The sequence below is a fragment of the Paramagnetospirillum magnetotacticum MS-1 genome (genome assembly GCF_000829825.1).
Lineage (GTDB): Bacteria > Pseudomonadota > Alphaproteobacteria > Rhodospirillales > Magnetospirillaceae > Phaeospirillum > Phaeospirillum magnetotacticum.
On sequence record NZ_JXSL01000027.1, the window covers coordinates 242,329 to 267,067 of the forward strand.

At 62.3% G+C, this 24,739-nt stretch carries 22 protein-coding genes; 17 read left to right on the plus strand and 5 right to left on the minus strand.

Annotation, left to right across the window (positions count from 1 at the left end):
• The first annotated feature begins 144 nt into the window (after positions 1 to 144).
• The 5 genes from CCC_RS09800 to CCC_RS09820 all read left to right on the plus strand — a co-directional run bounded on the left by CCC_RS09800 (position 145) and on the right by CCC_RS09820 (position 7,983).
• Positions 145 to 801 carry a protein-L-isoaspartate O-methyltransferase family protein gene (locus CCC_RS09800; RefSeq protein WP_041041076.1) on the plus strand — a complete coding sequence of 219 codons (657 nt, stop codon included), beginning with the start codon at positions 145 to 147 and terminating at the stop codon, positions 799 to 801.
• Between the two features lie 193 nt (positions 802 to 994).
• Complete coding sequence (locus tag CCC_RS09805) at positions 995 to 2,329, plus strand: TolC family outer membrane protein (RefSeq protein WP_009866832.1); 1,335 nt, start codon at positions 995 to 997, stop codon at positions 2,327 to 2,329.
• Between the two features lie 144 nt (positions 2,330 to 2,473).
• Complete coding sequence (locus tag CCC_RS09810) at positions 2,474 to 3,208, plus strand: DUF2497 domain-containing protein (RefSeq protein ID WP_052473077.1); 735 nt, start codon at positions 2,474 to 2,476, stop codon at positions 3,206 to 3,208.
• Positions 3,209 to 3,302: 94 nt separating this feature from the next.
• Entirely contained in the window at positions 3,303 to 5,966 is a 2,664-nt protein-coding gene (locus CCC_RS09815) for a valine--tRNA ligase (protein WP_201773304.1), read from the plus strand.
• Positions 5,967 to 6,054: 88 nt separating this feature from the next.
• Positions 6,055 to 7,983 carry a diguanylate cyclase domain-containing protein gene (locus CCC_RS09820; RefSeq protein WP_041041084.1) on the plus strand — a complete coding sequence of 643 codons (1,929 nt, stop codon included), beginning with the start codon at positions 6,055 to 6,057 and terminating at the stop codon, positions 7,981 to 7,983.
• A 3-nt stretch (positions 7,984 to 7,986) separates the two neighbouring features.
• Here CCC_RS09820 and CCC_RS09825 read toward each other — a convergent pair whose 3' ends face one another.
• Genes CCC_RS09825 through CCC_RS09835 form a run of 3 tightly spaced genes read right to left on the minus strand, consistent with a single transcriptional unit; the run spans position 7,987 to position 9,679 of the window.
• Positions 7,987 to 8,418 (minus strand): bacteriohemerythrin, encoded by a 432-nt coding sequence (locus CCC_RS09825; protein WP_041041086.1) that lies wholly within the window; start codon positions 8,416 to 8,418, stop codon positions 7,987 to 7,989.
• A gap of 60 nt (positions 8,419 to 8,478) precedes the next feature.
• A complete protein-coding gene (locus CCC_RS09830; RefSeq protein ID WP_041041088.1) occupies positions 8,479 to 9,114 on the minus strand; it encodes a uracil-DNA glycosylase in 636 nt (211 codons plus the stop codon).
• Position 9,115: 1 nt separating this feature from the next.
• Positions 9,116 to 9,679 (minus strand): LabA-like NYN domain-containing protein, encoded by a 564-nt coding sequence (locus CCC_RS09835; RefSeq protein WP_009868861.1) that lies wholly within the window; start codon positions 9,677 to 9,679, stop codon positions 9,116 to 9,118.
• A gap of 174 nt (positions 9,680 to 9,853) precedes the next feature.
• Between CCC_RS09835 and rpoZ the strand changes: the two genes are divergently transcribed.
• The 11 genes from rpoZ (at position 9,854) to recO (ending at position 19,460) form a co-directional block, all read left to right on the plus strand.
• Positions 9,854 to 10,234 (plus strand): DNA-directed RNA polymerase subunit omega, encoded by a 381-nt coding sequence (rpoZ, locus tag CCC_RS09840; RefSeq protein WP_041041090.1) that lies wholly within the window; start codon positions 9,854 to 9,856, stop codon positions 10,232 to 10,234.
• A gap of 133 nt (positions 10,235 to 10,367) precedes the next feature.
• On the plus strand, positions 10,368 to 12,539 hold the full coding sequence (locus tag CCC_RS09845; RefSeq protein ID WP_009868859.1) for a RelA/SpoT family protein: 2,172 nt from the start codon (positions 10,368 to 10,370) through the stop codon (positions 12,537 to 12,539).
• Between the two features lie 23 nt (positions 12,540 to 12,562).
• On the plus strand, positions 12,563 to 12,868 hold the full coding sequence (locus CCC_RS09850; protein WP_041041092.1) for a hypothetical protein: 306 nt from the start codon (positions 12,563 to 12,565) through the stop codon (positions 12,866 to 12,868).
• A 12-nt stretch (positions 12,869 to 12,880) separates the two neighbouring features.
• Complete coding sequence (locus CCC_RS09855) at positions 12,881 to 13,615, plus strand: pyridoxine 5'-phosphate synthase (protein WP_009868857.1); 735 nt, start codon at positions 12,881 to 12,883, stop codon at positions 13,613 to 13,615.
• On the plus strand, positions 13,612 to 14,007 hold the full coding sequence (acpS, locus tag CCC_RS09860) for a holo-ACP synthase (protein ID WP_009868856.1): 396 nt from the start codon (positions 13,612 to 13,614) through the stop codon (positions 14,005 to 14,007). Before CCC_RS09855 ends, acpS begins: the two co-directional genes overlap by 4 nt.
• A 93-nt stretch (positions 14,008 to 14,100) precedes the next feature.
• Entirely contained in the window at positions 14,101 to 14,844 is a 744-nt protein-coding gene (gene lepB, locus CCC_RS09865) for a signal peptidase I (protein WP_041041094.1), read from the plus strand.
• A 4-nt stretch (positions 14,845 to 14,848) separates the two neighbouring features.
• Positions 14,849 to 15,541 carry a ribonuclease III gene (gene rnc, locus CCC_RS09870; protein ID WP_009868854.1) on the plus strand — a complete coding sequence of 231 codons (693 nt, stop codon included), beginning with the start codon at positions 14,849 to 14,851 and terminating at the stop codon, positions 15,539 to 15,541.
• A 37-nt stretch (positions 15,542 to 15,578) separates the two neighbouring features.
• Positions 15,579 to 17,435, plus strand: a complete 1,857-nt coding sequence (locus CCC_RS09875) for a hypothetical protein (protein WP_009868853.1) — start codon at positions 15,579 to 15,581, stop codon at positions 17,433 to 17,435.
• A gap of 74 nt (positions 17,436 to 17,509) precedes the next feature.
• A complete protein-coding gene (gene era / locus CCC_RS09880; RefSeq protein WP_009868852.1) occupies positions 17,510 to 18,421 on the plus strand; it encodes a GTPase Era in 912 nt (303 codons plus the stop codon).
• Between the two features lie 126 nt (positions 18,422 to 18,547).
• Complete coding sequence (locus CCC_RS09885; protein ID WP_041041096.1) at positions 18,548 to 18,763, plus strand: hypothetical protein; 216 nt, start codon at positions 18,548 to 18,550, stop codon at positions 18,761 to 18,763.
• On the plus strand, positions 18,750 to 19,460 hold the full coding sequence (gene recO, locus CCC_RS09890; protein WP_041041098.1) for a DNA repair protein RecO: 711 nt from the start codon (positions 18,750 to 18,752) through the stop codon (positions 19,458 to 19,460). The genes CCC_RS09885 and recO overlap by 14 nt, the downstream gene beginning before the upstream one ends.
• A gap of 135 nt (positions 19,461 to 19,595) precedes the next feature.
• Here the strand turns inward: recO and CCC_RS09895 are convergent, their stop codons facing one another.
• Positions 19,596 to 21,353: a hypothetical protein gene (locus CCC_RS09895; protein WP_152619752.1), complete on the minus strand. Its 1,758-nt coding sequence runs from the start codon at positions 21,351 to 21,353 to the stop codon at positions 19,596 to 19,598.
• Between the two features lie 195 nt (positions 21,354 to 21,548).
• On the opposite strand from CCC_RS09895, the gene CCC_RS09900 reads away from it, so the two are divergent.
• Positions 21,549 to 23,204 carry an AMP-binding protein gene (locus CCC_RS09900; RefSeq protein ID WP_052473079.1) on the plus strand — a complete coding sequence of 552 codons (1,656 nt, stop codon included), beginning with the start codon at positions 21,549 to 21,551 and terminating at the stop codon, positions 23,202 to 23,204.
• Between the two features lie 183 nt (positions 23,205 to 23,387).
• Here the strand turns inward: CCC_RS09900 and CCC_RS09905 are convergent, their stop codons facing one another.
• Positions 23,388 to 24,722, minus strand: coding sequence for a radical SAM protein (locus CCC_RS09905; protein WP_236686353.1), 1,335 nt, complete (start codon positions 24,720 to 24,722; stop codon positions 23,388 to 23,390).
• Between the last annotated feature and the right edge of the window lie 17 nt (positions 24,723 to 24,739).

Below are 24,739 nucleotides of genomic sequence, written 5' to 3' on the forward strand. Positions count from 1 at the left end.
GGTCAAGCGGCTGTTTGGCGCTTTTCGCGGCATTGTTTTCGCCCGCACTCACGCCTATAAATTTCAATCGCGGCTCTGCCCGATTTCAATTGAGGGGGTGAGCCCGCCCAAGCCAGTGACGAGCAGCAGGGGAGCCCAAGGGACATGGATTACGCCGGCGCCAGATACAACATGGTCGAGAACCAGATCCGCACCAACAAAGTGCATGATCTGAACGTGTCGGGGGCCATTTCCTCGACCCCGCGCGAGGCGTTCCTGCCCAAGGCCATGCGGGCCTTCGCCTATGTGGACGAGGATGTGTCCATCGGCGGCGGCCGCTTCGTGATCGAACCGCTGGTGCTTGCCCGTCTGCTGCAAGCGGCCGCCATCCAGCCTTCCGACGTGGTGCTGGCCATCGGCGATGCCACCGGCTGGGCCTGCGCGGTGCTTTCCAAGCTGGCCAGCACGGTGGTGTCTTTGGAAAGCGATGCCGATCTTTCCAGCCGAGCCTCCCAAGCCTTGTCCGACCAGGGCGTGGATAACGTCGCCTATGTGACGGGCAGTTACTCGACTGGCTATACCGCGCAGGCGCCTTATGACGTGATCATCTATTTGGGGGCGGTAGGGGAGATTCCCTCTGGCCTGTGCCGCCAGTTGAGCGATGGCGGCCGTCTGGTGGCCGTGGCGGATCCGGGGGGCAAGGGCGCGGGCAAGGTGGTGCAGGTGATCCGGGTGGGGGATACTTTTGGCCGCAGGCCCCTGTTCGATGCCGCCACGCCCTATCTGCCCGGCATGGCTCCTCGGCCCGGCTTTGTTTTCTGAGGCTTGTTGCATGCGGCCGGGGTGGGTCGCCCCGGCTGGCGGGAGCGGGCAGGAGGATGGAATTGTCCTTGATCTTCCGGTCCCAAGGTCTAATGTTCTCGGGCCGTAAGGTCGTTTGGGGATGGGGATCCGCTTTGCTGAAGACAGGTGTTGAATGAGGAAGGTAAGCTGCCGGCTGATTGGCGCGGCGTGCATGGTTGTTGCCGCATCGGCGCCCGTCTCCGCTGAGACGCTGGAAGAGGTTCTGGCCTCCACATACTCCTCCAATCCGACGCTTTTGGCCCGGCGTGCCAAGCTTCGTTCCACCGATGAAGGCGTTCCCCAGGCTCTGTCCAACTGGCGGCCAACCGTGTCACTGACCGGATCCGTCGGGCGGGGCAGCTACGACAACAATACGCTTAGCCCCTACAGCATGAACCGCACGCCAAGGACGCAGGCGCTGACCATTTCTCAGCCTCTGTTCCGGGGCGGGCGCACTTTGGCCGCCACATCGCAGGCGGAAAACACCGTGCTGAGCGAGCGGGCGTTGTTGGCCGCTACCGAGCAGTCCATCCTGCTGGCCGCCGCCACCGCCTATCTCAACGTGGTCCGCGATGATGCGGTGCTGAAACTGTCCATCAACAACGAACAGGTTCTGCGCCGCCAGTTCGAGGCGACGGAAGAGCGCTTCAAGGTGGGCGAACTGACCCGTACCGACGTCAGCCAGGCCGAGGCCCGCCTTGCCAAGGCCACCGCCGACCGCGTCGCCGCCGAGGGAAATCTTCAAACCTCGCGCGCCAATTATGTGAACAATGTGGGGCGTCCGCCCGAGGCTCTCAGTCCTCCCGCGGCGCCGCCCGCTCTGCCTGCCAGCCTGGAAGAAGTCACTTCCATGGCCCTGGCGGCCAATCCCAATGTCCTTTCCGCCGATTTCACCCACGAAGCCGCCAAGGATGGCGTCGATCTGGTGTTCGGCGAATTGCTGCCCACTGTCTCGCTGTCGGCGGATCTGACGCGCAACTTCCAGACCTCGACCATGGAGAATTCGTCCACGGCCCGCGAGGTTTTGCTGAACGTCTCGGTCCCACTCTACGAGTCGGGCAGTGTCTATTCCCGCGTGCGCGCCTCCAAGCATACCGCTGGCCAGCGCCGCATCGAGGCCGATCAGGCCAGGCGCGATACCGTGGAGACCGGGACCAAGGCATGGGAGGCGCTGCAGGCGGCCCGCGCCCAGGCCAAGTCCTATCAGGCGCAGATCAAGGCCTCCGAACTGGCCCTGGCCGGTGTGCGTGAGGAATCCAAGGTGGGCTCGCGCACCATTCTCGACGTGCTGAACGCCGAGCAGGAGCTGTTCGACGCCCGCGTCAATCTGGTGAAAGCACAGCGTGACGTGCTGGCCGGTTCCTATCAAGTCAAGTCGGCTCTGGGGCAGATGACCGCCCGGGGGCTTAATCTCGGTGTCGAGGTCTATGATCCGACCAAGCACTATGACGATGTGCGGGGGCAATGGATCGGCAATGGCATCGACAAGGACAAAGGATACGAGTAGAAATAGCGGGACCGGGGGCTCAGCCGAATGGCTGACACAGGTTTCTCTTGGGGACTCGTGGAATTTTAACCATTTGTTACCAGCCGTAGGCCACTATTACGGCAGGTCCCTTTCTTGGGCGCAGGCAGACAGAATAGCCGTGACATGAGCGAAGACAAGGCCCAGCAAGAACCATCAATGGAGGATATCCTCGCCTCTATCCGACGCATTTTGTCGGAAGATGAGGCCGAAGATAAGCCCAAGGCCCCGGAACCGGTCGAGCCGGAGCCCGAGCCCGAGCCCATGCCTCCGCCCGAGCCCGAGCCGGAACCCGAGCCCGAGCCCGAGCCGACCCCCACTTTCGCCCAGGACGACATCGACTCTTTGTTCGATACGCCTGCGCCCGCTCCCGAGCCGGAGCCCGAGCCCGAGCCCGAGCCCGAGCCTGAACCCATCCCCGAGCCGGAGCCCGAGGACGATGTCCTTGAGTTGACCGACGACATGGTGATGGAGGAGGAGCCCGAGCCCGCTTTCGACATCAACGATTTCAAGGCCGATCTCGGCGAGTTCGAGCCTGCTCCCGTCATGGCCACCGCCAGCCGGGTGATGGACGACTATGAGCCGCCGCCGCCGCGCCGTCAGGCCCCGCCCGACGACGAGGGGCTGATGAGCCCGCCGCAGATCGATCACGGTGCCTCGCTTCTGACCAATCTGGCGCGCGAGATCGTGCGGCAAAAGTCGTTCGGTCTGGGCAACAGCGCCGTCACCTTGGAAGATCTGGTGCGTGAACTGTTAAAGCCGATCCTGTCGGAATGGCTGGACCAGAACCTGCCTTACATGATCGAGCGCATCGTCAAGAAAGAGATCGAGAGGATGGTAAACCGCACCGGAGAGTATTAATCTCCGCCGGTTCGAAGCCAATGGGGCGGCCCGGCATGATCGGGCCGCCCTTCTCGTTTGTATCCCCCCAATTGAAGTGACAAGTCCCATGGCCATGCTGGATAAGACCTATCGCCCCGCCGAGATGGAGCCGAAGCATTACGAGCGCTGGGAGGCCCAAGGCGCCTTTGCCGCTCATACCGACTCCGAGGCCCGGCCCTATACCATCATGATGCCGCCGCCCAATGTGACGGGCAGCCTCCATATGGGCCATGCGCTGACTTTCACGCTTCAAGATATCCTGATCCGCTACCGCCGCATGACCGGCAAGGACGCCCTGTGGCAGCCGGGAACCGACCATGCCGGTATCGCCACCCAGATGGTGGTGGAGCGCCAGCTGGAGGCCCAGAAGGTCACCCGCCACGATCTGGGACGCGACAACTTCATCAAGCGCGTCTGGGAGTGGAAGGCGGAATCGGGTGGCACCATTACCCGTCAACTGCGCCGCCTGGGCGCGTCGCCCGATTGGGCCAAGGAACGCTTCACCATGGACGAGGGCCTGTCGGCCGCCGTCCGCAAGGTCTTCGTCACACTTCACCGCCAGGGCCTGATCTACCGCGCCAAGCGGCTGGTCAATTGGGACCCCAAGCTGCACACCGCCATTTCTGATCTGGAGGTTGAGCAACGTGAAGTGAAGGGTCATATGTGGCACTTCAGATATCCCGTTGAAGGCGTTGAAAATGCTTACATTACCGTAGCTACCACCCGCCCCGAAACCATGTTGGGCGACTCGGCTGTTGCAGTTCATCCTGAAGATGAACGCTATACCGATCTGGTGGGTAAGATGGTCCGTCTACCCATTTGTAATCGCTTGATTCCTATCGTCGCGGACGAGTATTCCGACCCCACCAAGGGCACCGGCGCGGTGAAGATCACCCCGGCCCATGACTTCAACGATTTTCAGGTGGGCGTGCGTCACGATCTGCCCCAGATCAATATCTTCGACCGCGATGCGCGGACTCTGGACGATCTGCCCGAGGGCTATGGCGGCCTGGATCGCTATGACGCCCGCAAGAAGGTGGTGGCCGAGTTCGAAGCTCTGGGCCTCTTGGACAAGATCGAGCCCCACACCCATATGGTGCCCTATGGAGACCGGTCGGGCGTGGTGATCGAACCCTGGCTCACCGACCAGTGGTTCGTGGACGCCGCCACCCTGGCCAAGCCTGCCATCGAGGCGGTGGAGACGGGCAAGACCCGCTTCGTCCCCAAGCATTGGGAGAACACCTATTTCGAATGGATGCGCAACATTCAGCCCTGGTGCATCTCGCGCCAGATCTGGTGGGGCCATCAGGTTCCAGCGTGGTACGGCCCTGACGGGGCGTTCTTCGTCGAGGAGACGGAGGCCGAGGCCCAGACCGCTGCGGCCAAGCATTACGGCAAGGCGGTGGACCTGACCCGCGATTCCGACGTGCTGGACACATGGTTTTCGTCGGCGCTGTGGCCGTTCTCGACGCTCGGCTGGCCGGAGCAGACCCCGGAACTGGCCCGCTATTATCCCGGCGACGTGCTGGTCACCGGTTTCGACATCATCTTCTTCTGGGTCGCCCGCATGATGATGATGGGCATCCATTTCATGGGCGACGTGCCCTTCAGGGACATCTACATCCACGCCCTGGTCCGCGATGAGAAGGGCCAGAAGATGTCCAAGTCCAAGGGCAACATCATTGACCCCCTGGATCTGATCGAAAAGTACGGCTGTGATGCGCTGCGCTTCACGCTGTCGGCGCTGGCGGCGCAAGGCCGCGACGTCAAGCTGGCGGAAAGCCGGGTCGAGGGTTACCGCAACTTCGCCACCAAGCTGTGGAACGCGGCGCGCTTTTGTCAGATGAACGAATGCCAGCCGGTGGCGGGTTTTGATCCAAAGGCGGTGAAGGAGACGGTCAACCGCTGGATCGTGGCCAAGACCGCCGAACTGGCCGCCAAAGTGGGCCAGGCCATCGAGACCTATCGCTATGACGGGGCGGCGGGTGGTGCCTATCAGTTCGTCTGGGGAACCTTCTGCGACTGGTATCTGGAATTCGCCAAGCCCATCTTCACTGGCGCCGATGAAGACGCCAAGGCCGAGACGCGGGCCACCGCCGCCTGGGTTCTGGACCAGATCCTGCACGTCCTGCATCCCCTGATGCCCTTCATCACCGAGGAGTTGTGGGGCCAGATCGCCGAACGTGACGGTGATCTGATGCTGCGCTCCTGGCCCGTTCTGGACGGTCTCGCCGCTCCCGGTGTGGAGGAGGAGATGGATTGGGTGGTGCGCATGATCTCCACGGTGCGCGGTGTGCGTGCCGAGATGAACGTGCCACCTTCGGCCCAGGTGGACCTACTGGTATCGGGCCTGGCCGAGGGCAAGCAGGGATGGGCCAAAACCCATGCCGACCTGATCACCCGGCTGGCGCGGCTGACCAGTTTCGATGCTCAGGCGGGCGCCGATCGGGTGGCCCAGGCGTCGTCGCACGGTGCCGCCCAGATGGTGGTGGACGAGGCCACCTTGGTGATGCCGCTGGGAGGCGTCATCGACGTGGACAAGGAACGCGCCCGTCTGGACAAGGAGATCGCCCGGCTGGAGGGCGAGATCGGCAAGGTGGACAAGAAACTCGGCAATGCCGACTTCATCGCCAAGGCGCGTCCCGAAGTGGTCGAAGAGCAGCACGAACGCCGCGCCGACTGGGCGCAGGCGGTGACCAGGCTGAAGGAGGCTTTGGAGCGGCTTTCCGGCGCTTAAAGACCGGAAGGCCCGCTTTCAACCCGCCGAGACTCCATCTCGGTTTCCCGCTAAGATTGGTGCGGGCTGTGCGGGAAAATTGTAGGTGATGCCTGACCTCGGCGAGCGGATCACTCGGGATCTGACCACACGGTATGTTACCGTGCTGGGGGTGCTGGGCGTGGTGGCTCTGCTGTCGTTTTTCGCCCTGGCCCGGATTGTTACCGATGCTGGCGATAGCGCCGAACTGGTCCAATTGACCGGTGAGCAGCGGGTCCTGGTGCAAAAAGCGGTCTTCGAGACTCACCGGTTTCTGGTGTCTTCGGGAGAGGAGCGCCAGACGGCCCGGAAATCCCTGGCCTCCGTTCTTGATGATCTGGAAGCCGGGCATCAGCGGATTTTCTTCTCCGGCTCCCGCCCGTTATCAGAGCCCGCCCACGAGGTGCTGAGCGCTCCCCCCTGGAACCTAGATCGCGAGATGAAGGATTTTGTCCGTTTCGGGCGGGCGATCCTCTCCCTGCCCGACAGCGTGGAGGGGCACAAGACAAATCTGGCGGGCATAGCCTTGAAGGCGGCCAACCCCCTGATGTCGGGTCTGGACGAGGCTTCAAGCCGTTTTCGCCGTGACGCCGCCGGACAATTGGGCGGCGTGGTCACTGTCCAGGGGACAAGCCTGTTTATCGCGCTTGGCCTGCTGGTGCTGTCGGCCCTGGGCGTCTTTCGCCCCATGGTCTTACGGCTGAAGGCCGATTTTGCCGAGCGTTCCGAGGCATCGGCGCGACTGCGCGAAAGCGAGGCGCGCCTATGGCGCATCCTGGAGGAAAGCCCCGTCGGCGTATCGGTGTCGCGACGGCGCGACGGCAAGGTTGTCTTCGCCAACAGCCGGTTCACCGATATCATCGGCATGAGCCGCGACGAATTTCTCGGCTCGGCGGCGCGCGAGCATTACGTGGACGACGCCCAGCGGCAGGTGGTTTTGGCCATTTTGCGCCGCGACGGGCGCCTGGACGACGCCGAGGTGGAGTTCCGCCGCAAGAATGGAAGTCCATTCTGGAGCCTGTTGACCATCCGTCCCCTGGAATTCGAGGACGAGCCGGTCAATCTGGCCTGGATCTACGACATCACCGAGCGCAAGGCGGCGGAGCAGCAGATCTTGCTGGCTGCCAAGGTTCTGGAAACGGTGACCGAGGCCGTGGTGATCACCGATGCCGACAACCGCATCATCTTCGTCAATCCCGCTTTCACCACCATCACCGAATATTCCAAGGACGAGGTGCGGGGCAAAAACCCCAGCTTTCTGCGTTCCGGCCGCCACGATCCCGAATTCTACGCCAATCTGTGGAAGGTTCTTGCCGAGACAGGCCATTGGGAGGGCGAGATCTGGAACCGGCGCAAGTCGGGTGCCTTTTATGCCGAGTGGCTGTCCATCAACGCTTTGCGCGACGTCAGCGGCGCCATCACCCATTTCGTGGCGGTGTTCTCCGATATCACTCACCGCAAGGAAGACGAGGAGCGCATCTGGCGTCAGGCCAATTACGATGCGCTGACCGGCCTGCCCAACCGCTCGCTGTTCCTCGATCGTCTGAGCCAGGCGGTGCGTCAGGCCAAGCGCGACAAGAAGTACTTTGCCCTGATGTTTTTGGACCTGGATGGCTTCAAGGCGGTCAACGACACTTTGGGACATGCGGCCGGTGACGTGTTGTTGCAGCAGACTGCCACCCGGCTGTACCAGTGCATGCGGGCCACCGATACCTTGGCGCGGCTGGCCGGTGACGAATTCGTGGTCATCTTGGAAGGCGTGCACGGCCGGGACGACCCAGCCGTGGTGGCGGGCAAAATCCTGACTTCGCTTGCTGTTCCTTACGAGTTGGATGCGGGAACGGCCCATGTCCGGGGCTCGCTCGGCATTGCCCTTTATCCCGACGACGCCTCCGACGGCCCGGCCCTGATCCGCCGTGCCGATGCCGCCATGTATGCGGTGAAGCGGGGCGGCAAGAACAGCTTTTTGTTCGCTGGCGACCTGCCGCCGGATGCCTGATCCTCAGGTCAGATGCAGCACATAGGGCCGATAAGGGCGGTCCTCGGCCTTGATGTGATCCACCAGCCAGCGTTGCAGGAATTTCGCCGCCTCGATGGTGAGGTCGCGCGATGCGGTTTCGTCGTGGTCGGGGGCTGCGTCCAGCGCCTGGAAACGCTCGTAAAGCCGCTGGGCCTCCACCAGCAGCCTCACATGCTGGGCCCGATGCCCCGCCAGCCCGGGATAGCCCGCGCGGTCCAGCAGGGTTTCCTCGGCACCAAAGTGGATGCGGGTGCGCGCGATCAACTCGCCCAGGATGAGGGTCAGACGCGAAAAGGCTGCGCTCTGTCGGGCGGCGCTCAGGAAGTCGTTGGTCAATTGGAGCAAGTGGCGGTGATCGGAATCCATGGCCGGAACGCCAAGCTTCAGATCATTGGACCATTCGAGGACGGTCATGCCGGATTCTCCCGCCGCATATTCAAAGAGGAAGTCTAGCACTTTCGTTTCAAGGGAGTCTTAACGCATGGCGCCCAGCAAGGCGTCCAGAGCCTGATGGAACATGGCCTCGGTCAGCCGGCCGGTATTGGTGTTGTAGCGAGAGCAGTGATAACTGTCGCCCAGCACCAGCCCGCCGGGCAGAGGGTGGATGCGGCCATGGCCGAAGGGATAAGCCGCCTTCTTCAAGCCCAAGGTGGACAGCACCTGCTCGTGGGAGCCGCGCCCCAGGCAGAAGATGCCGCGCAGATTGGGCATGGCCGCGATCTCGGCGGCCAAAAACGGGCGGCATGCGGCGAACTCGGCGGGGAGGGGCTTGTTGGCTGGGGGGACGCATCGCGCCGCATTGGTGATGCGGCATCCGACCAGTTCCAGGCCATCATCGGCCGCCTGGCGGTAGTCGCCCCGTGCCAGGCCGAAATGTAGCAGGCTGGAATAGAGCAGGTCACCGGCATAGTCGCCGGTAAAAGGGCGTCCGGTGCGGTTGGCACCCTTGAGGCCGGGGGCCAGGCCCACCACCAGCAATCGGGAATCCAGGCCGCCGAAGGACGGCACCGGGTCGTGATGCCAGCCGGGATACTGGGCCCGGTTGGCACGGCGGAACGCGGCTAAGCGCGGGCACAGCCCGCAATCGGCCTGGGGCGCGAAGTCACTCATGTCAGTCCACGGTATAGGGGCGGTCGTCGCGGTGCTGCTGGGCGCGGGCGATCTGGCTTTCCAGGTCCTGCAACTCGATGAACACATCGGCCTGGCGCCGCAATTCATCGGCCACCATGGGCGGCTGGGAACGGATGGTGCTGACCACCGAGACACGCACGCCCTTGCGCTGGACCGCTTCCACCAGTCGGCGGAAGTCGCCGTCGCCGGAGAACAGAACCACATGGTCCAGGTACTGGCACATCTCCATCACGTCGATGGCCAGTTCGATATCCATGTTGCCCTTGATCTTGCGCCGTCCCATGGCATCGGTGAATTCCTTGGTCGGCTTGGTGACCATGGTGTAGCCGTTGTAATCCAGCCAATCCACCAGCGGGCGGATGGGGGAGTATTCCTGATCCTCCATCAGGGCGGTGTAGTAAAAGGCGCGGATCAGGCGGCCCTTGCCCGCGAACAGGTTCAAGAGCTTCTTGTAGTCGATGTCGAAGCCCAGCGAGCGAGCCGCCGAATAAAGGTTGGAGCCGTCGATGAACAGGCCGAGGCGTTCGGCGGAATAGAATTGCATGATGATCTCACTTGTCACAATGGCATGGGCCGCCTGATGCGGCGAATAATGACCTGAACGTAGGGGGGGAGGGACCATCTAGCAAGGGGGCTTTGGCAAGGGGGCTTGCTTTCCTGGCCCAAGCGACGATATAAGCTGTCTCTTTCCGAGATTGCCTGTAGACAAGGATCTTCGATGGCGCGCGTTACGGTTGAAGACTGTGTACTGAAGGTTCCGAACCGCTTTGAGCTGGTGCTGATCGCTGGCCAGCGGGCGCGGGACATTTCCGCCGGGGCCAAGCTGACGGTGGAGCGCGACAACGACAAGAACCCGGTGGTGGCTCTGCGCGAGATCGCCGACGATACGGTTCCGCTGGATGGCTTGCAGAACGCCCTGATCCAGAACCTCCAGAAGCATGTCGAGGTCGACGAGCCGGAAGAGGACGAGATGGAAGGCTTCATCGCCGACCGTGATCTGGCCTTCGAGAATGTCGCCAACGAGGACGAGATGATCGAGGACGGCATGTCCATCAACGATACGGGCGCCGATTTCGACGTCGATTCCGGCGACGAATAAGCCTGGTGTTCGACACCGCCCGCTTCCGTCTGGCAAGGCGGGGGCGGGCGGTTTCGTTTTTGCGTTTTCCTCATTGCCCGAGGGTGGGCTCCGGTCCAAACTCAAGCTGGAGAAAGGTGAGGTGGCCTAGGCGATGATGCGCCAATTCGAACTGGTGGAACGCGTCAAGTCCTACGATCCGGGTGCGGACGAGGACGCCATCAACCGCGCCTATGTTTTCGCCATGAAGATGCACGGCTCGCAATTGCGGGCCTCGGGCGATCCCTATTTCTCCCATCCCATCGAGGTGGCGGGCATCCTGACCAAATACCGTCTGGATTCCTCGTCCATCATTACCGCCCTGCTGCACGACACCATCGAGGACACGCCCGCGACGCTCGACGATATCGAGAAGCTGTTCGGGCGCGAGATCGGCCGTCTGGTGGATGGCGTCACCAAGCTGAACCGCATCGAACTGCAATCGGACCACGCCAAGCAGGCTGAAAATCTGCGCAAGCTGGTCCTGGCCATGAGCGAGGACATCCGCGTCCTGCTGGTCAAACTGGCCGACCGCATGCACAACATGCGCACCCTTCACTACATCAAGAATCCCGACAAGCGCCGCCGCATCGCCATGGAGACCATGGAGATTTACGCGCCTCTGGCCGAGCGCATCGGCATGCAGGGCATCAAGATGGAGCTGGAGGATCTGGCCTTCGCCGAACTGCACCCGGACGCGCGCGGCTCCATCGTGGCGCGTCTGTCCTTCCTGCGTGAGCAGGGCGGCGACCTGATCGGGCGCATTCTGGATGAGCTGCGTTCCATCCTGGCCGAGCCGGGGATCAAGGCCGTGGTCTCGGGGCGCGAGAAGACTCCCTATTCCATCTGGCAGAAGATGCAGCGCAAGAATGTCGGATTCGAACAGCTTTCCGACATCATGGCGTTCCGCGTCGCCGTGGACAATGTGGAGGATTGCTACCGGGCCCTGGGGGTCATTCACTCCAAGTATCCGATGGTTCCCAACCGCTTCAAGGACTACATCTCGACACCCAAGCCCAACGGCTATCGTAGTTTGCATACCGGGGTGTTCGGGCCCGAGCGCCACCGCATCGAGGTCCAGATCCGAACTTCGGAAATGCATGAAGTGGCCGAACTGGGTGTGGCCGCCCACTGGAAGTACAAGAACGACAGCGGCGGCGGCAATGGCGGGAACATGACCGATGGCCGCCAGTACCGCTGGCTGCGCGAATTGCTCGACATCCTGGAGCATGCCTCCAATCCCGAGGAGTTCCTGGAGCACACCAAGCTGGAGATGTTCTCCGATCAGGTGTTCTGCTTCACGCCCAAGGGCGACCTGATCTCGCTGCCCCGTGGCGCCTGCCCGGTGGATTTCGCCTATGCCGTCCACTCCCAGGTGGGCGATACCTGCGTCGGCGCCAAGGTCAACGGCCGCATCATGCCGCTGCGCACCCAGCTGCAGAACGGCGATCAGGTCGACATCATCACCTCCAAGGCGCAGACGCCGAACCCCACCTGGGAACGCTTCGTCGTCACGGGCAAGGCCCGCGCCCGCATCCGCCGCTTCATCCGCACCCAGCAGCGCGCCCAATATACCGAACTGGGCCGCGCCATCCTGGTGCGCACCTTCCGCCAAGAGGGTTACGAGTACACGGAAAAAGCCCTGGAAGGCGTGCTGCGCATCTTCAAGGCGCCGTCGGCGGAGGATCTGCTGGCCCTGGTGGGCGAGGGCACGCTGACCGGCCGCGACGTGGTCTCCACCGTCTTCCCGGAACTCAAGACCCAGACATCGCGCCCAGACAACGTGGTGGCGCTGAAGGCGCGAAGCGGTAAACCGCTATCGGATAAGAAGGACAAGGCCGGGGCGGTGCCCATCAAGGGCCTGATTCCCGGTATGGCCATGCATTTCGCCGGTTGCTGCCATCCGCTGCCCGGTGACCGGATCGTTGGCATCGTCACCACCGGCAAGGGCGTCACCATCCACACCATCGACTGCGAGAATCTGGAGCAGTTCGCCGATACGCCCGAGCGCTGGCTGGATCTGGCCTGGGACGAGGCCGATACCGCCGCCCATCTGGGCCGTATCGATCTGGTGGTGACCAACGAGCCCGGCGCCTTTGGGGCCATTTCCACGGTGATCGCCAAGAATATGGGCAACATCACCAATCTCAAGATCACCAACCGCACCACTGACTTTTTCGAGATGCTCATCGATATCGAGGTGCGCGACGTCAAGCACCTCACCAATGTCATCGCCGCGTTGCGCGCCACGCCGGTCATCAATTCGGTGGACCGGGCCAGAAACTAGACATCACTCCCAGGAGACGTCACATGCAGGAATTTCGCATTCTGTCCATTGCCGCCGGTCTTGCCTTGATCGCTTCCGCGGCCCTCGCCCAATCCTCCGTTGATCTCGACAAGAGCTGGGGCGGTACCAAGGCGGCCGCGAAGTCGGCGGTCGGCGGGTCCTCCGTCTGCGTTCCCGGTGCCACGGTGGAGGCCTTGTCCGAAGGGGGCTGGTATCCGGCCGTGGTCCTGGACCCGCTGCGTGACGGCCGCTGCTTCGTTCATTACGAGGGCTATGGCGCCGATGATGACGAAGCCTTGCCTCCCAACGCCATCCGGTCGCGCCGCTAAGGGTCTCGTTCCATGTCCAGCCGTCTTCGCCTCGGGGTCAATATTGATCACGTCGCCACCATCCGTAACGCCCGCGGCGGTCACCATCCCGATCCGGTGCGGGCGGCGCATATGGCGGCAAGCGCCGGGGCGGACGGCATCACCGCCCATCTGCGCGAGGATCGGCGCCATATCTCCGATCGGGATATGGAGCGGCTGGCCAACGAGATCACCCTTCCGCTCAATTTCGAGATGGCCGCCACCGAGGAGATGGTGGCCATCGCGCTGCGCCACCGGCCCCATGCCGCTTGCATCGTGCCCGAGCGCCGCGAGGAGCGCACCACAGAGGGCGGCCTCGACGTGGTGGGGCAGTTCGACAGCCTGAAGCCTCTGGTCGGGCGTCTGGTCGAGGCGGGCATCCGCGTTTCCATGTTCATCGAGGCCAACCTTAAGCAACTGGACGCCTCCAAGGCCCTGGGCGCGCCGGTCATCGAACTGCATACGGGGGCCTATTGCGACGCCGAGGGCGAGGCCCGCGACCGCGAATTCGCCCGCATCCGCGAAGCCGCCGCCCATGCCCATTCCATCGGCCTGGAATGCCATGCCGGGCATGGCTTGTCTTACGACACGGTCAAGCCGGTGGCGGCGCTGCCTTCCATCATGGAACTGAATATCGGCCACTTCCTGGTGGGTGAAGCCATCTTTGTCGGACTGGAAGCTTCCATCCGCCATATGCGCCAACTGATGGACGAGGCGCGCCGAAGGTGATCATCGGTCTCGGCAATGATCTGGTGGATATCCGCCGCATCGAGGATAGCCTGGAACGGTTCGGCCAGCGTTTCATCGACAAGGTCTTCACCGTGGCCGAGCAGGCCACCGCTGATCGGCGGGTGGGTCAGGCGCGGGCGGGTGCCTATGCCAAGCGCTTCGCAGCCAAGGAGGCGCTGGTCAAGGCCCTGGGCAAGCAGGGCGTGGGCTGGCGCGACATGGAGGTCACCAATGATGCCGAGGGCAAGCCGCATCTGTCCTTAAGCGGCGGCGCGGCCGAGCTTCTGGCGCGGCGGATTCCCGCCGGGATGACCGCCCATCTTCACCTGTCCCTGTCCGACGACTACCCCCTGGCCCAGGCCGTCTTGATCATCGAAGCCCTGCCTGCTTGACATAGGGCGCGGGGGCTGGCTTGATCTCGGCGTCAAGGAATGGTCTTTCCGGATCTGATGACATACATTTCAATGGGATAAGCGGCGCTATTCATGTCTAAAGGCAAGTCGGGCGGAATGGGCGAGACGATCCGAACCATCGTTTACGCCATGCTGATCGCCGGGAGCGTCCGCACCCTGGCCTTCGAGCCCTTCAACATACCCTCGGGCTCCATGATCCCCAGCCTGTTGATCGGCGATTATCTGTTCGTCTCCAAATACGCCTATGGCTATTCCCGCTATTCCATGCCCTTCGGCATCGGGCCGGGCGGCGGACGGATCATGGAGCATATGCCAGAGCGCGGCGACGTGATCGTCTTCAAGAAGCCGCCGGAGAACAAGGTCGACTACATCAAGCGGGTGGTGGGTCTGCCCGGCGACCGCATCCAGGTGAAGGGCGGCATTCTGCATATCAACGGCAGTGCCGTGGACAGAAAGCGTATCGAGGATTTTGTCGAGCGCGACCGGGACGGCAACATCTTGCGCGCGCCGCAATATATCGAGACCCTGCCCAACGGGCGCAAGCACAAGATCATCGAATTCCTGGGCGATAACGGCCCCGCCGACAACACCATGGAATATCTGGTGCCCGCCGGTCATTACTTCATGATGGGCGACAACCGCGACAATTCGGCGGATTCCCGCTTCCTGTCCGAGGTGGGCTATGTGCCGGCCGAGAACTTGGTCGGGCGGGCGGAGATTCTGTTCTTCTCCGGCGATGGCAGCGCCGCCCTGTGGGAAGTGTGGCGTTGGCCCTGGGCCATCCGCTATGCCCGCCTGCTTCAGGGGATCGAGTAGCGCCATGAAGGGCGCCGCCGCCGATCTTCCCGCGCTACTGGGCCATGCCTTCGCGCGGCCCGAGCTTCTGTCACAGGCCCTGACCCATCCCAGCACCCAGCAGCACCGCCGCTCCCAGGGTTCGGACCCCTATGAGCGGTTGGAGTTTTTGGGCGATCGTGTCCTGGGCCTGGTAGTGGCAGAGATGCTGTTTCTCCGCTTTCCCGACGAGGCCGAGGGCGCCCTGGCGCGGCGCCATGCCGCCCTGGTGCGCCGCGAGGCGGTGGCCCGTATCGCCAATGAGATCGGCCTGGGGCGTCATCTGGTGCTGGCCAAGGGCGAGTCGGATGCCGGTGGGCGGACCAATCCCGGCATCCTGGCCGATGCTTGCGAGGCGGTGATCGGCGCCCTTTACGCCGATGCCGGTTTTGCCGTGGCGGCGGCCTTCGTGCGGTCACGCTGGGAACCCATGATGGAAGAGGCCCTGGCGCCCCCAAAGGATGCCAAGACTGGGCTGCAGGAATGGGCTCAGGGGCGGGGCAAACCGCTGCCCGCCTATAAGATGCTGGGCCAGGAAGGCCCGCCCCACGAGCCGACTTTCCTGATGGAGGTTAGTGTGGAGGGTGTAGGCTCGGCCGTGGGTCGCGGTGCCTCGAAACGGGTGGCGGAGCAGGCCGCCGCGAAACTGCTTCTGGCGGCCCAGCATTCAGGGGAATGATGGTTTTTCGCCAATATTGAAACTCTAGAGTAAGACCATGCTCGCACTTGCCGCCACCATGCTCACGGTCATCGGATTAGCGGGGCTGCTTCCTGGGTTGGCGCGCGGAGGGCGTGAGGGCGACTGGCTGGGGGCGCGGGTTTTCTCCGGCTTTTGCCTGCTGCTGCTCCTCGTCTATTTTGGCCATTTGGTGCTGGGCCTGACCTTGCCGGTTGCTGCCGGTGTCTCGGCTGGGATGGCGGGACTGGGACTGACTCGGCTTGTACTGAGGGGTTTCGGCAAAGACCGGTCTATCCTGGTCCACCCGGTGGTTCTGATGCCGCTGGCCGGTATGGTCATCCTGGTGATCCGGGGGCTGGACTATCAGCCGCTGGCCTGGGATGAATTGACCAACTGGCTGGCCTGGACCCGGCAGGCGGCCCTGAAAGGGCGTCTTCTCGGTGACGATATCAGACACGGCGTTCTTGGTTATACGCCCGGTTGGACCATCGCCTTGGCCTATCCCAATCTGCTGTTCGGCGGTTTCATTGAAAGCCGCTCGGCCATGGTGCCCTTCGTCATGCATGTGGCGTTGTGCGGTCTGATCCATGACATCGCAATGAGATTAAGGCTGCTTTTGGGAGTGTCGCGGGTATCGGCCCGCCTGGGCGCCTGGGTCCTGGTCCTCGGCCTTTTGGGCGTCGAGGCCATGTGGCGTCTGGCTCCCACCAATCTGCTGATCGAGAAGCCGCAAATTTATACCCTGACCGCCGCGTTGCTGTTAGGGCTCTTGATTCTGGAAGACGCTGCCGACCGCATGCGGGCCGGACTGCATCTCGGACTGGTCATCGCCGGGGGATATCTGATCAAGGTCTCCATGCTGGCCTTCGTCGCTCCGCTGCTTGTCCTACTGGGATGGGCGGCCTTGCGCTCGGCCGGGCAGGGGCGGTCCAGGATCGCGGTTATGTTCGGGTTAGCCCTGGTGCCGACGATACTGGTCTATGGGGTGTGGCGGAGCGTGGGGGCGGTGCAGGGGTGCATGTCCGACCCCCTGGCCCTGTTGCCCGGTCTGCTGGCTGGCGGCGATGGTTCGGTCCGCATGACGGATCTGTTCCTGCGGCTGTTCGGAACCATCCTGGCCTATGTGGCGGAGTTTAAGCTGCCCCTGACCCTGGTCGCGGCCGGGGGCGTGGCCGTGGCCGCTTTCAATGCCCGCCAAAGACCCCTGATCATTGCATTCGCGCTGTACCTGCTGCTCTATTTCGGGGCGCTGTACGTCTATCATCTCGACTGCTTCGGCGAGTTCTATTTCAAGAACCTAAACTCTCCCGACCGCTTTACCCGTGTCCCGTTGCGGACATTCCACGCGGCGGGACTGGTGTTGCTGTTCTTCGCGCTGCATCCGGTTGAAGTGCGTCTGCACCGATGGACGCTGCCCATTCTCGCCGCTGTTCTTGGTGTGTGGGGCGTGTATCGCCTGGATATGAGTATCCGCTCCATGACGGAACGCTTTGAAGCCGCCGGGGAACAGGTGACCACCGTGCGCACCATGCGCGGCTGGACCGAGGCCGTGGCGGCGCGTGTTCTCCTCCACCCCGAGCAGGGGCGTGACGTTCAGATCATCGCCCAGGGCAGTGACGGCTATGAGGTCATGATCATGACCTATTTCGCGGCAGGCCGCTTTATCGTGCATGGCAGCCACAGTTTCGGCGAGGCTCCCATCAATGTCTGGATGAGCAAGGCTTCTCCGGATACATTCCGGCGTCGGATCATGGAGTCCTCGTTGGTCGTGCCCGTCCATCTCGATACCTGGGCGAGGCAGAGTCTCGACATTGGGGCCGGTTGTCTGGACAGTCCCAGGCTTCTCGTGCCCGATGCCGTCACGGGCCGAATGGAATGCCCGCAGGAGCCTTGAACGTGCATTATGCTGTCGGTGCGAACGCAACCGAGGAAACATACGGGCGGCAAGCCGCTGGAACAGGTGAAGTCATGAATGAAGTTCCCGAAACCGATCAGCGCTGCGGCTTCGTGGCGGTGGTGGGCGCCCCCAATGCCGGCAAGTCGACCCTGGTCAACGCTCTGGTGGGCACCAAAGTGTCCATCGTCTCGCCCAAGGTGCAGACCACCCGCTTTCGGGTGATGGGCATCGCCATGGTGGGCGAGGCCCAGGTGGTGCTGGTCGATACACCCGGCATCTTCGCGCCCAAGAAGCGGCTGGAGCGCGCCATGGTGGCGGCGGCCTGGGGCGGCACCAACGATGCCGACCATATCTGCCTGCTGATCGACGCCGCCAAGGGCTATGACGACGAATCCCGCGCCATCGTCGATAAGCTGAAGGAGACCAAGCGTCAGGCCATCTTAGTGCTGAACAAGGTGGATCTGGTCAAGCGCGACAAGCTGCTGGGCCTCACCGCTCAACTGGACGCCGAGGGCATCTTCACCGACGTCTTTATGATCAGCGCGCTCAAAGGCGACGGTATCGACGACCTGCTGGCCCATCTGGGCAAGCTGGTGTCGCCCGGCCCCTGGATGTTCCCCGAAGATCAGGTCTCGGACCTGCCGCAGCGCCTGCTGGCCGCCGAGATCACCCGCGAGAAGGCCTTTATCGCTCTGTATCAGGAGCTTCCCTATTCGCTCCATGTGGAGACCGAGAAGTGGGAGGAGAAGGAGGACGGCTCGGCGCGCATCGATCAGGTGATCTATGTGGAGCGCGAAAGCCAAAAGCCCATCGTGCTGGGCAAGGCTGGTCGCCAGATCAAGTCCATCGGGGCGAGCGCCCGCCAAGAGCTCGAGGAATTGCTGGAACGCCGCGTCCATCTCTTCATCCATATCAAGGTCCGCGAGGACTGGTCGGAGAAGCGCGGCCATTACTCCGAGATCGGCCTGGATTTCGATTCGTGAGCACAGCCTTTTCATGAAGATCATCGTCATCCCGGACGAGCAACGCGAGATCCGGGATCCAGGGGGGGCCACTCCTGGATCCCGGCTCAAGGCCGGGATGACGACGGAGTGGAAGAGGGGGACCGCATGAGCTTGCGCGCCATTGCCATCATCCTGATCTGGGTCGGGGTTCTGGCGCTGCTCGGCGTGTTGGTTCACCGCTTTACCCGAGGCGCCTGGAGCCTGGAAGACGACGACATCCCGGTCATCTCGCCGCGCCAGAAGCTGGCGGCTGCCCTGGCTTTGGCCACCACCACCGCAGGGCTGGGGCTGTTCATCTGGAGCTGGTATGGAATGGGATGACGACGGAATCGTCCTGGCGGTGCGCCGTCATGGCGAAACCGGCGCGGTCGCCTCGCTGCTGACCCGAAGCCATGGCCGCCATGCCGGTCTGGTCCATGGCGGCCAGGGCCGGACCAATCGTCCCATCCTGCAGCCCGGCAATCTCGTCCGCGCCAAATGGACCGGCCGCCTGCCCGAGCAATTGGGCAATTTCAAACTGGAAATGCTCCACGCCTATGGCGCGGCCTTTTTGGATGACGCCGCACGGCTTTCCGCCCTCGGTTCCGCCTGCGCCCTGGTGGAGACGGCCCTGGCCGAACGCCAGCCCCATCCCGCCTGCCATGCCGCCCTGGTGGCGCTGCTTCATGCTCTGGAAGCCGAGTCCTGGCCCAGCATCTATGTCCATTTCGAACTGGCCCTGCTGCGCGACCTGGGCTTCGGCCTCGACCTCTCGGCCTGCGCCGCGACGGGGCAGACCGACGATCTGGCCTGGGTCAGCCCCAAAACCGGCCGCGCCGTCAGCCGCGCGGCGGGCGAGCCCTACCGTGACAAGCTGTTCAAGCTTCCCGCCTTCCTGGTCGAAGGCGGGGAGGGCGATGCCGCCGCCATCCGCGAAGGGCTGGAGATGACCGGCTTCTTCCTGCAACGCCACGTCCTCGACTCCCGCCATGCTGTTCTGCCGGCGGCGCGGGGACGGATGATCGGGCGGTTGGGGTGATCCTCACGGTTTAACCGCGATCTGATCCCCATATTGGGCTATCGCCCAAACCCATTTGGGGCCATGCCCCAAGCCCCCTTTTTGTTTGTTCGTAAAAATCAGGGGCGGTCAATGATGGATTGACTCTGACTCCATTTACTCTCTGCAATTACCCTCTGCTTTCTCATCATGTGCCGCTTTCTCGGGAAAATGTTCGTAGACTGCATCCATGAGAATGAACCTCAGGATCGGGCGTAGATCTCCTGCGATGTTTTGCAAACGCTCAATACTCCAGTTGCCCATATCATTATGGGAGTTCCAATGCAGATCTTTGAGCCAATGTGATGCGATGGTGCTCGCTCGCTCGGAAAGCTTTTTGTTGTCTCGAAAAACTTCGGTGCGCGTGCTTGCCATTCCAACCAGTCTTCCAATGGGAAAATGCTGGCCATTGTCATCTCGGCACGGAAGTTTGATCTGATCGTAGTGGTACACGAGCGCCCATTCCAGCAAAGCCCGCATGAGCATGAACAAGGACAGCCGGAACGAGGTTAGATTGTTTTTCGTTGAGCTGAGTTGCGTCAGCTCATAGGTCAGCCGCTTCAGCCGATCATCGTCACGAAGGCACCGAATATCTTCGAGAAGCAGAAGCGGCCTGGGCTTCTGAACTGGTGGCAGCGTAGAAGGCGTGGCCGCATCCGAATTCATCTCGTCGGGGAGGGCCATGGGAGCCAACGGTGGCGACGTACAATCGGCGGGCAGTGGATGAGCCGATACCGTCGAGGGCGGCGTTTCTAGTTCCATATGGCTGCCGTTCGCGCCGTCCTCAGGACCATTCGGCGGGATGTCCTTAGGCGAGGCTGGGTTGTCCGGAAGCTCCAGTTGCCCGTCGGTCGGTTCAGTACTGGTGGGCGGCTTCGGTGCGGGTTTTCGGCCTTCGGTTTTCCTATTGGGCGGAGTGTACAGCGATAGGCCCCCAGCTGGTCTGTTCATGTCGAAGAGGTCAGGTTCCTTTCCTGGGCACGGAACGACCTCATTTACCCGATCGCCAATTGGCCAAGTCCGCCGGAGATAATCCTCGACCGAATCTCCCTTGGAAAATTTGTCGTCCGTATCCCTACGCTGGGCAATCAACGTATGTCGGGCAATCACACCGACCATTTGGTCAAGATTGCTAAAACCAAATCGATTGGGCCGCCCATCATCAAAGAACATGGGTTGCCCAAAGTGGTGTTCTACTCTTCTAGAAAGTACGGCTCTGAGGAATGGTTCATGATCGACTTGCTCATCACGGTATAGAATGGCCTTTTCATCATCTGGCCACACATTTCCATGAATGGCAATTTGGAGAGCCTCTCTTCCACGGAGAAGCTGCTTCACCGTCTTTAGGTCAATCTTAAGGGTTTGGGCAATTTCCTGCTCATTCTTGCTTTTCTTGAATTCTCGATGGACGTAGCGCATTCGGGATACCAGAGACCATGCCCGCCTTTGAATGACGGCATGGATATTCGCAACGATCGGATCCCCGCGTTCCCTGTCGTAATCGAAACAGACGTCGATCTTGCTGATGTTGTTCCTGGTTTCATCATCGATGACCGGGATTTGTGGCAGTAGATCGTACGCAGATTCGGGCAGGATCTCTGGGTTAAGCAATATCTTGCATGCGGCGGTCCTGCGATTGCCTTCAAGGACGATGTGTTGCTTTCCGTCGAAGTACGTCAGAACGGTCTCGGTCGGCCAAAGCTCTTTGGCCTCAATGATGCTTTTTGCCAGAGCGATTACATCGTGATCGCGCAGCAGGTGAAGTAAAATCGCCTCTTGGCTGTGTGATGTTAGCTCGAAGCGTGGATTGTCAGGGTCAAGTTGCAACGCTAAAGGAGAGATGCGATCACGTTGCCAACGATTAGAAACTGTCATGGGGCGGAACCTCCGATAACGATGGTTGCAAGAGTTATTTTATAGGTCAAGTGGTGATCTGCTTACTTGGTGGCGCCACCTCAATTTCCTGCGTCCCCACCTGTTAGCAAACCGACATCCTCCATTCCCCTTGACCTCACCCCACTGAATGAATAATCATTCAACTGAACGAGCATTCAGTTTGCGGAGGATCAGATGCGCTTGCCCAGTGGTGCTCCAGGGGGTGTGCCCAGTGCCCATGTGGACCGCTTTGCCCGCGAACTGTTGCCGCCGCCTGATCTGTGGCCGGTCTTTGACTATTCGGCGCCCCATCTCGGCCATTATCCCGACCGCATCAACGCGGCGGCCGCGCTGATCGATACGGCAGTGGCGGCGGGGTTTGGGGCCAAGCCGGTGTTCCATTACGGGGAAGGGACCTGGAGTTACGCCCATCTTCTCGACCGGGCCGAGCGCATCGCCCGCGTCCTGACCGAGGACTTCGGGCTGGTGCCGGGCAATCGGGTGCTGCTGCGCTCGGCCAATACGCCCATGCTGGTGGCGTGCTGGCTGGCGGTGTTGAAGGCGGGGGGCATTTGCGTGACCACCATGCCGCTGCTGCGCGCCAAGGAACTGTCCTACATCGTGGAGAAGGCCCGAATCGCCATCGCCCTGTGCGAGCTTGATCTGGCCGAGGAGATGGATCTCACCCGCCAGAAAATGCCCGAGCTTCGCCATGTGTCCTATTTCACGCCGCTAGGCGACGGCACCAAGTCCGACGCCGATCTTGACCGCCGCGCCGAGGCCAAGCCTGCCGGATTCGCCAATGTGGACACGGCGGCCGACGATGTGGCGCTGATCACCTTCACCTCGGGGACCACAGGCAATCCCAAGGGCGCCATGCATTTCCACCGCGACATCTTGGCGTCGTGTGATTGCTGGCCACGCCGCCATGGCCTGGACGCCGACGAGGTGGTGATCGGCTCGCCCTCCATCGCCTTCACCTATGGCAAGGCGGCCTTCATGATGTATCCGTTGCGGTACCGCGCCACCGCTGTTCTGGTGCCCAAGCCCACGCCGGACCTGATTTTGGAGGGCATTCAGCGTCATCGCGCCACCAGCCTTTACGCGGTGCCCACCTCGTTCAACGCCATGCTGGGCATGATCGGCAAATACGATATCTCGTCCTTGCGCAAGGGGTCCTCGGCGGGCGAGCATCTGCGGCCCAAGCTTTACGACGACTGGCTGGACCGTACCGGCATCAAGCTGGTCAACGGAATCGGCATGACCGAGATGCTGACCCATTTCATCTGTCAGTCGGCGGATGTTGCCAAGCCGGGCGCTACCGGCTTTCCTGTGGATGGTTACAGCGCCTGTATCTTGGACGACGACTTCAATCCGCTGCCTGTGGGGTCCAAGGGGCGCCTCGCGGTGCGCGGGCCCACCGGCTGCCGCTATCTCGACGATCAGGCGCGACAGGCGGGTTTCGTCAAGAACGGCTGGAACGTCACCGGGGACATCATGGAGCAGGACCAGGACGGCTGGTTCTGGTATGTGGACCGCTCCGACGACATGATCGTCTCGTCGGGCTACAACATCTCGGCCCAGGAGGTGGAGCGCGCCATCCTGGACCACCCCAAGGTGGCGGAATGCGCCGTCATCGGCGTTCCCGACGAGGCGCGCGGCACCATCGTGCGGGCCTGTATCGTGCTGGATAACCCCTCCCTGGCCTCGGAACTGCTGGCCGAGGAGATCCAGACCTTCGTCAAAGCCAATATCGCGCCCTACAAATACCCGCGCGAGGTCAAATTCGTGGAGTTCCTGCCCAAGACCCAGACGGGCAAGATCCAGCGGTTCCGTCTCAGGGAATTATAGGCATTACTTCGCTTGCGCGTGGGCTCGTTTGACCAAGCCGCAGGGCGCTGCCCTGCACCCGCCAGGGACTGAAGTCCCTGGACCCTATTACGAATAATCCAATGGGATCAAAGGGCCTTGGCCCTTTGCGGGTGTGGGCAGAGCCCGCAAGGGGGGCTAACTCTACGACTATGAGATGTTTTCTTAGCCGAAAGGATCGTCGCATTTGCCGCACATGGGGATATCGCGGACATCGCCATTGCGGAAGGCGTCCAGGATGCGGCCATAGGCGGAGCCACGGCGGATCTCGCCCAGGCCCTGATCCATGATATTGCCGATCTTCAATTGGGCATTGGAATCATAGCAGCCGCAGGCGGTCACCGTGCCGTCGCAGAACACGCCGACGGCCTTGAGGAACAGGCGGCAAGGCATCAGGCGGTGGTGATCGATATCCTTCAAGGACCAGATTCCGTGGCGTTCGCTCAAACTCCCGCACTGGACAGAGCCGCCGAAATTATTGGCGGGCACGGTCCACACATCGGTGATGCCGATGGAGGCGAGGAAGGCCTTGGTCTTGCGCAGATTGACTTCCCAATCGCCCAGCGCCACCGCCTTGACGGCGAAACGGGTGGGGGTGTCCTTCAGCGCCTTGTGGATGGCTTTGAGGTTGACCACGATTCGCTCGAATTTCGCGCCCACATAGACGCTCTCATAACTTGGCGCGTCCCAGCCCGCGAAGGAGAATTGCAGATAGGCTAGGCCCAGCTTGGACAGGCGGGAAATCTTATCGGGTGTGAACGGCGTGCCGTTGGTGACGATGCCCACCTGAAAGCCCTCGGCCACGGCATGCTCCAGCATCTCGAAGACGCGGGGATGGAGGAAGGGTTCTCCCTGACCGGCCAGGATATGCATGGTCTTGATGCCGCTGGCCTTGCCCTCGGCGATCACCCGCTCGAAGACCGCGTCCTCCATGAAGCCGGAATTGTCCTTCCAGATCTCCCATCCGCACATGGTACAACGCAGATTGCATCGGCGGCTGAGCTGGACGTAAAGCTCGTAGGGCACCAGCTGGCGCCGTTCGGCCGGAGCGATGACCAGGGCCCGGGCCTTGGCCAGATGGGGGGCGGCGGCCTGCGACCGTCCGGCCTCCTCCAGGGCGATGCCTAGCAAATAATGGATGCGGCCCGATTGCGGCTGTATTTGCGCTGCCGGTTCCAGCAGGGCCAGGGACTCGGCGGCCCGGCCTTGCGCCACCAGGGCACCGGCCAGACCGACCATGGTGTCGAGATGACCGGGAATGGCCGTCAGCACCCGGCGGAACAGCGTCTCCGCCTCGGGGGCGCGCTGACGGGCCAGCAATAGACCGGCGCGGCGATAGTCGCATTCCACATGGCCATCGGCCTTTTCCAGGGCGGCGATGGCCTCGTCCAGCAACTGTCCCTCGGCCAGACGCATGGCCTCGGCCAGGATGAGGGCCGGATCGATCGGCTTGGTTTTTTTCTTCGGCGGCTTCATGACGCGGCAGACTAACACCGCCACCTCTCGGCTTTCCATGG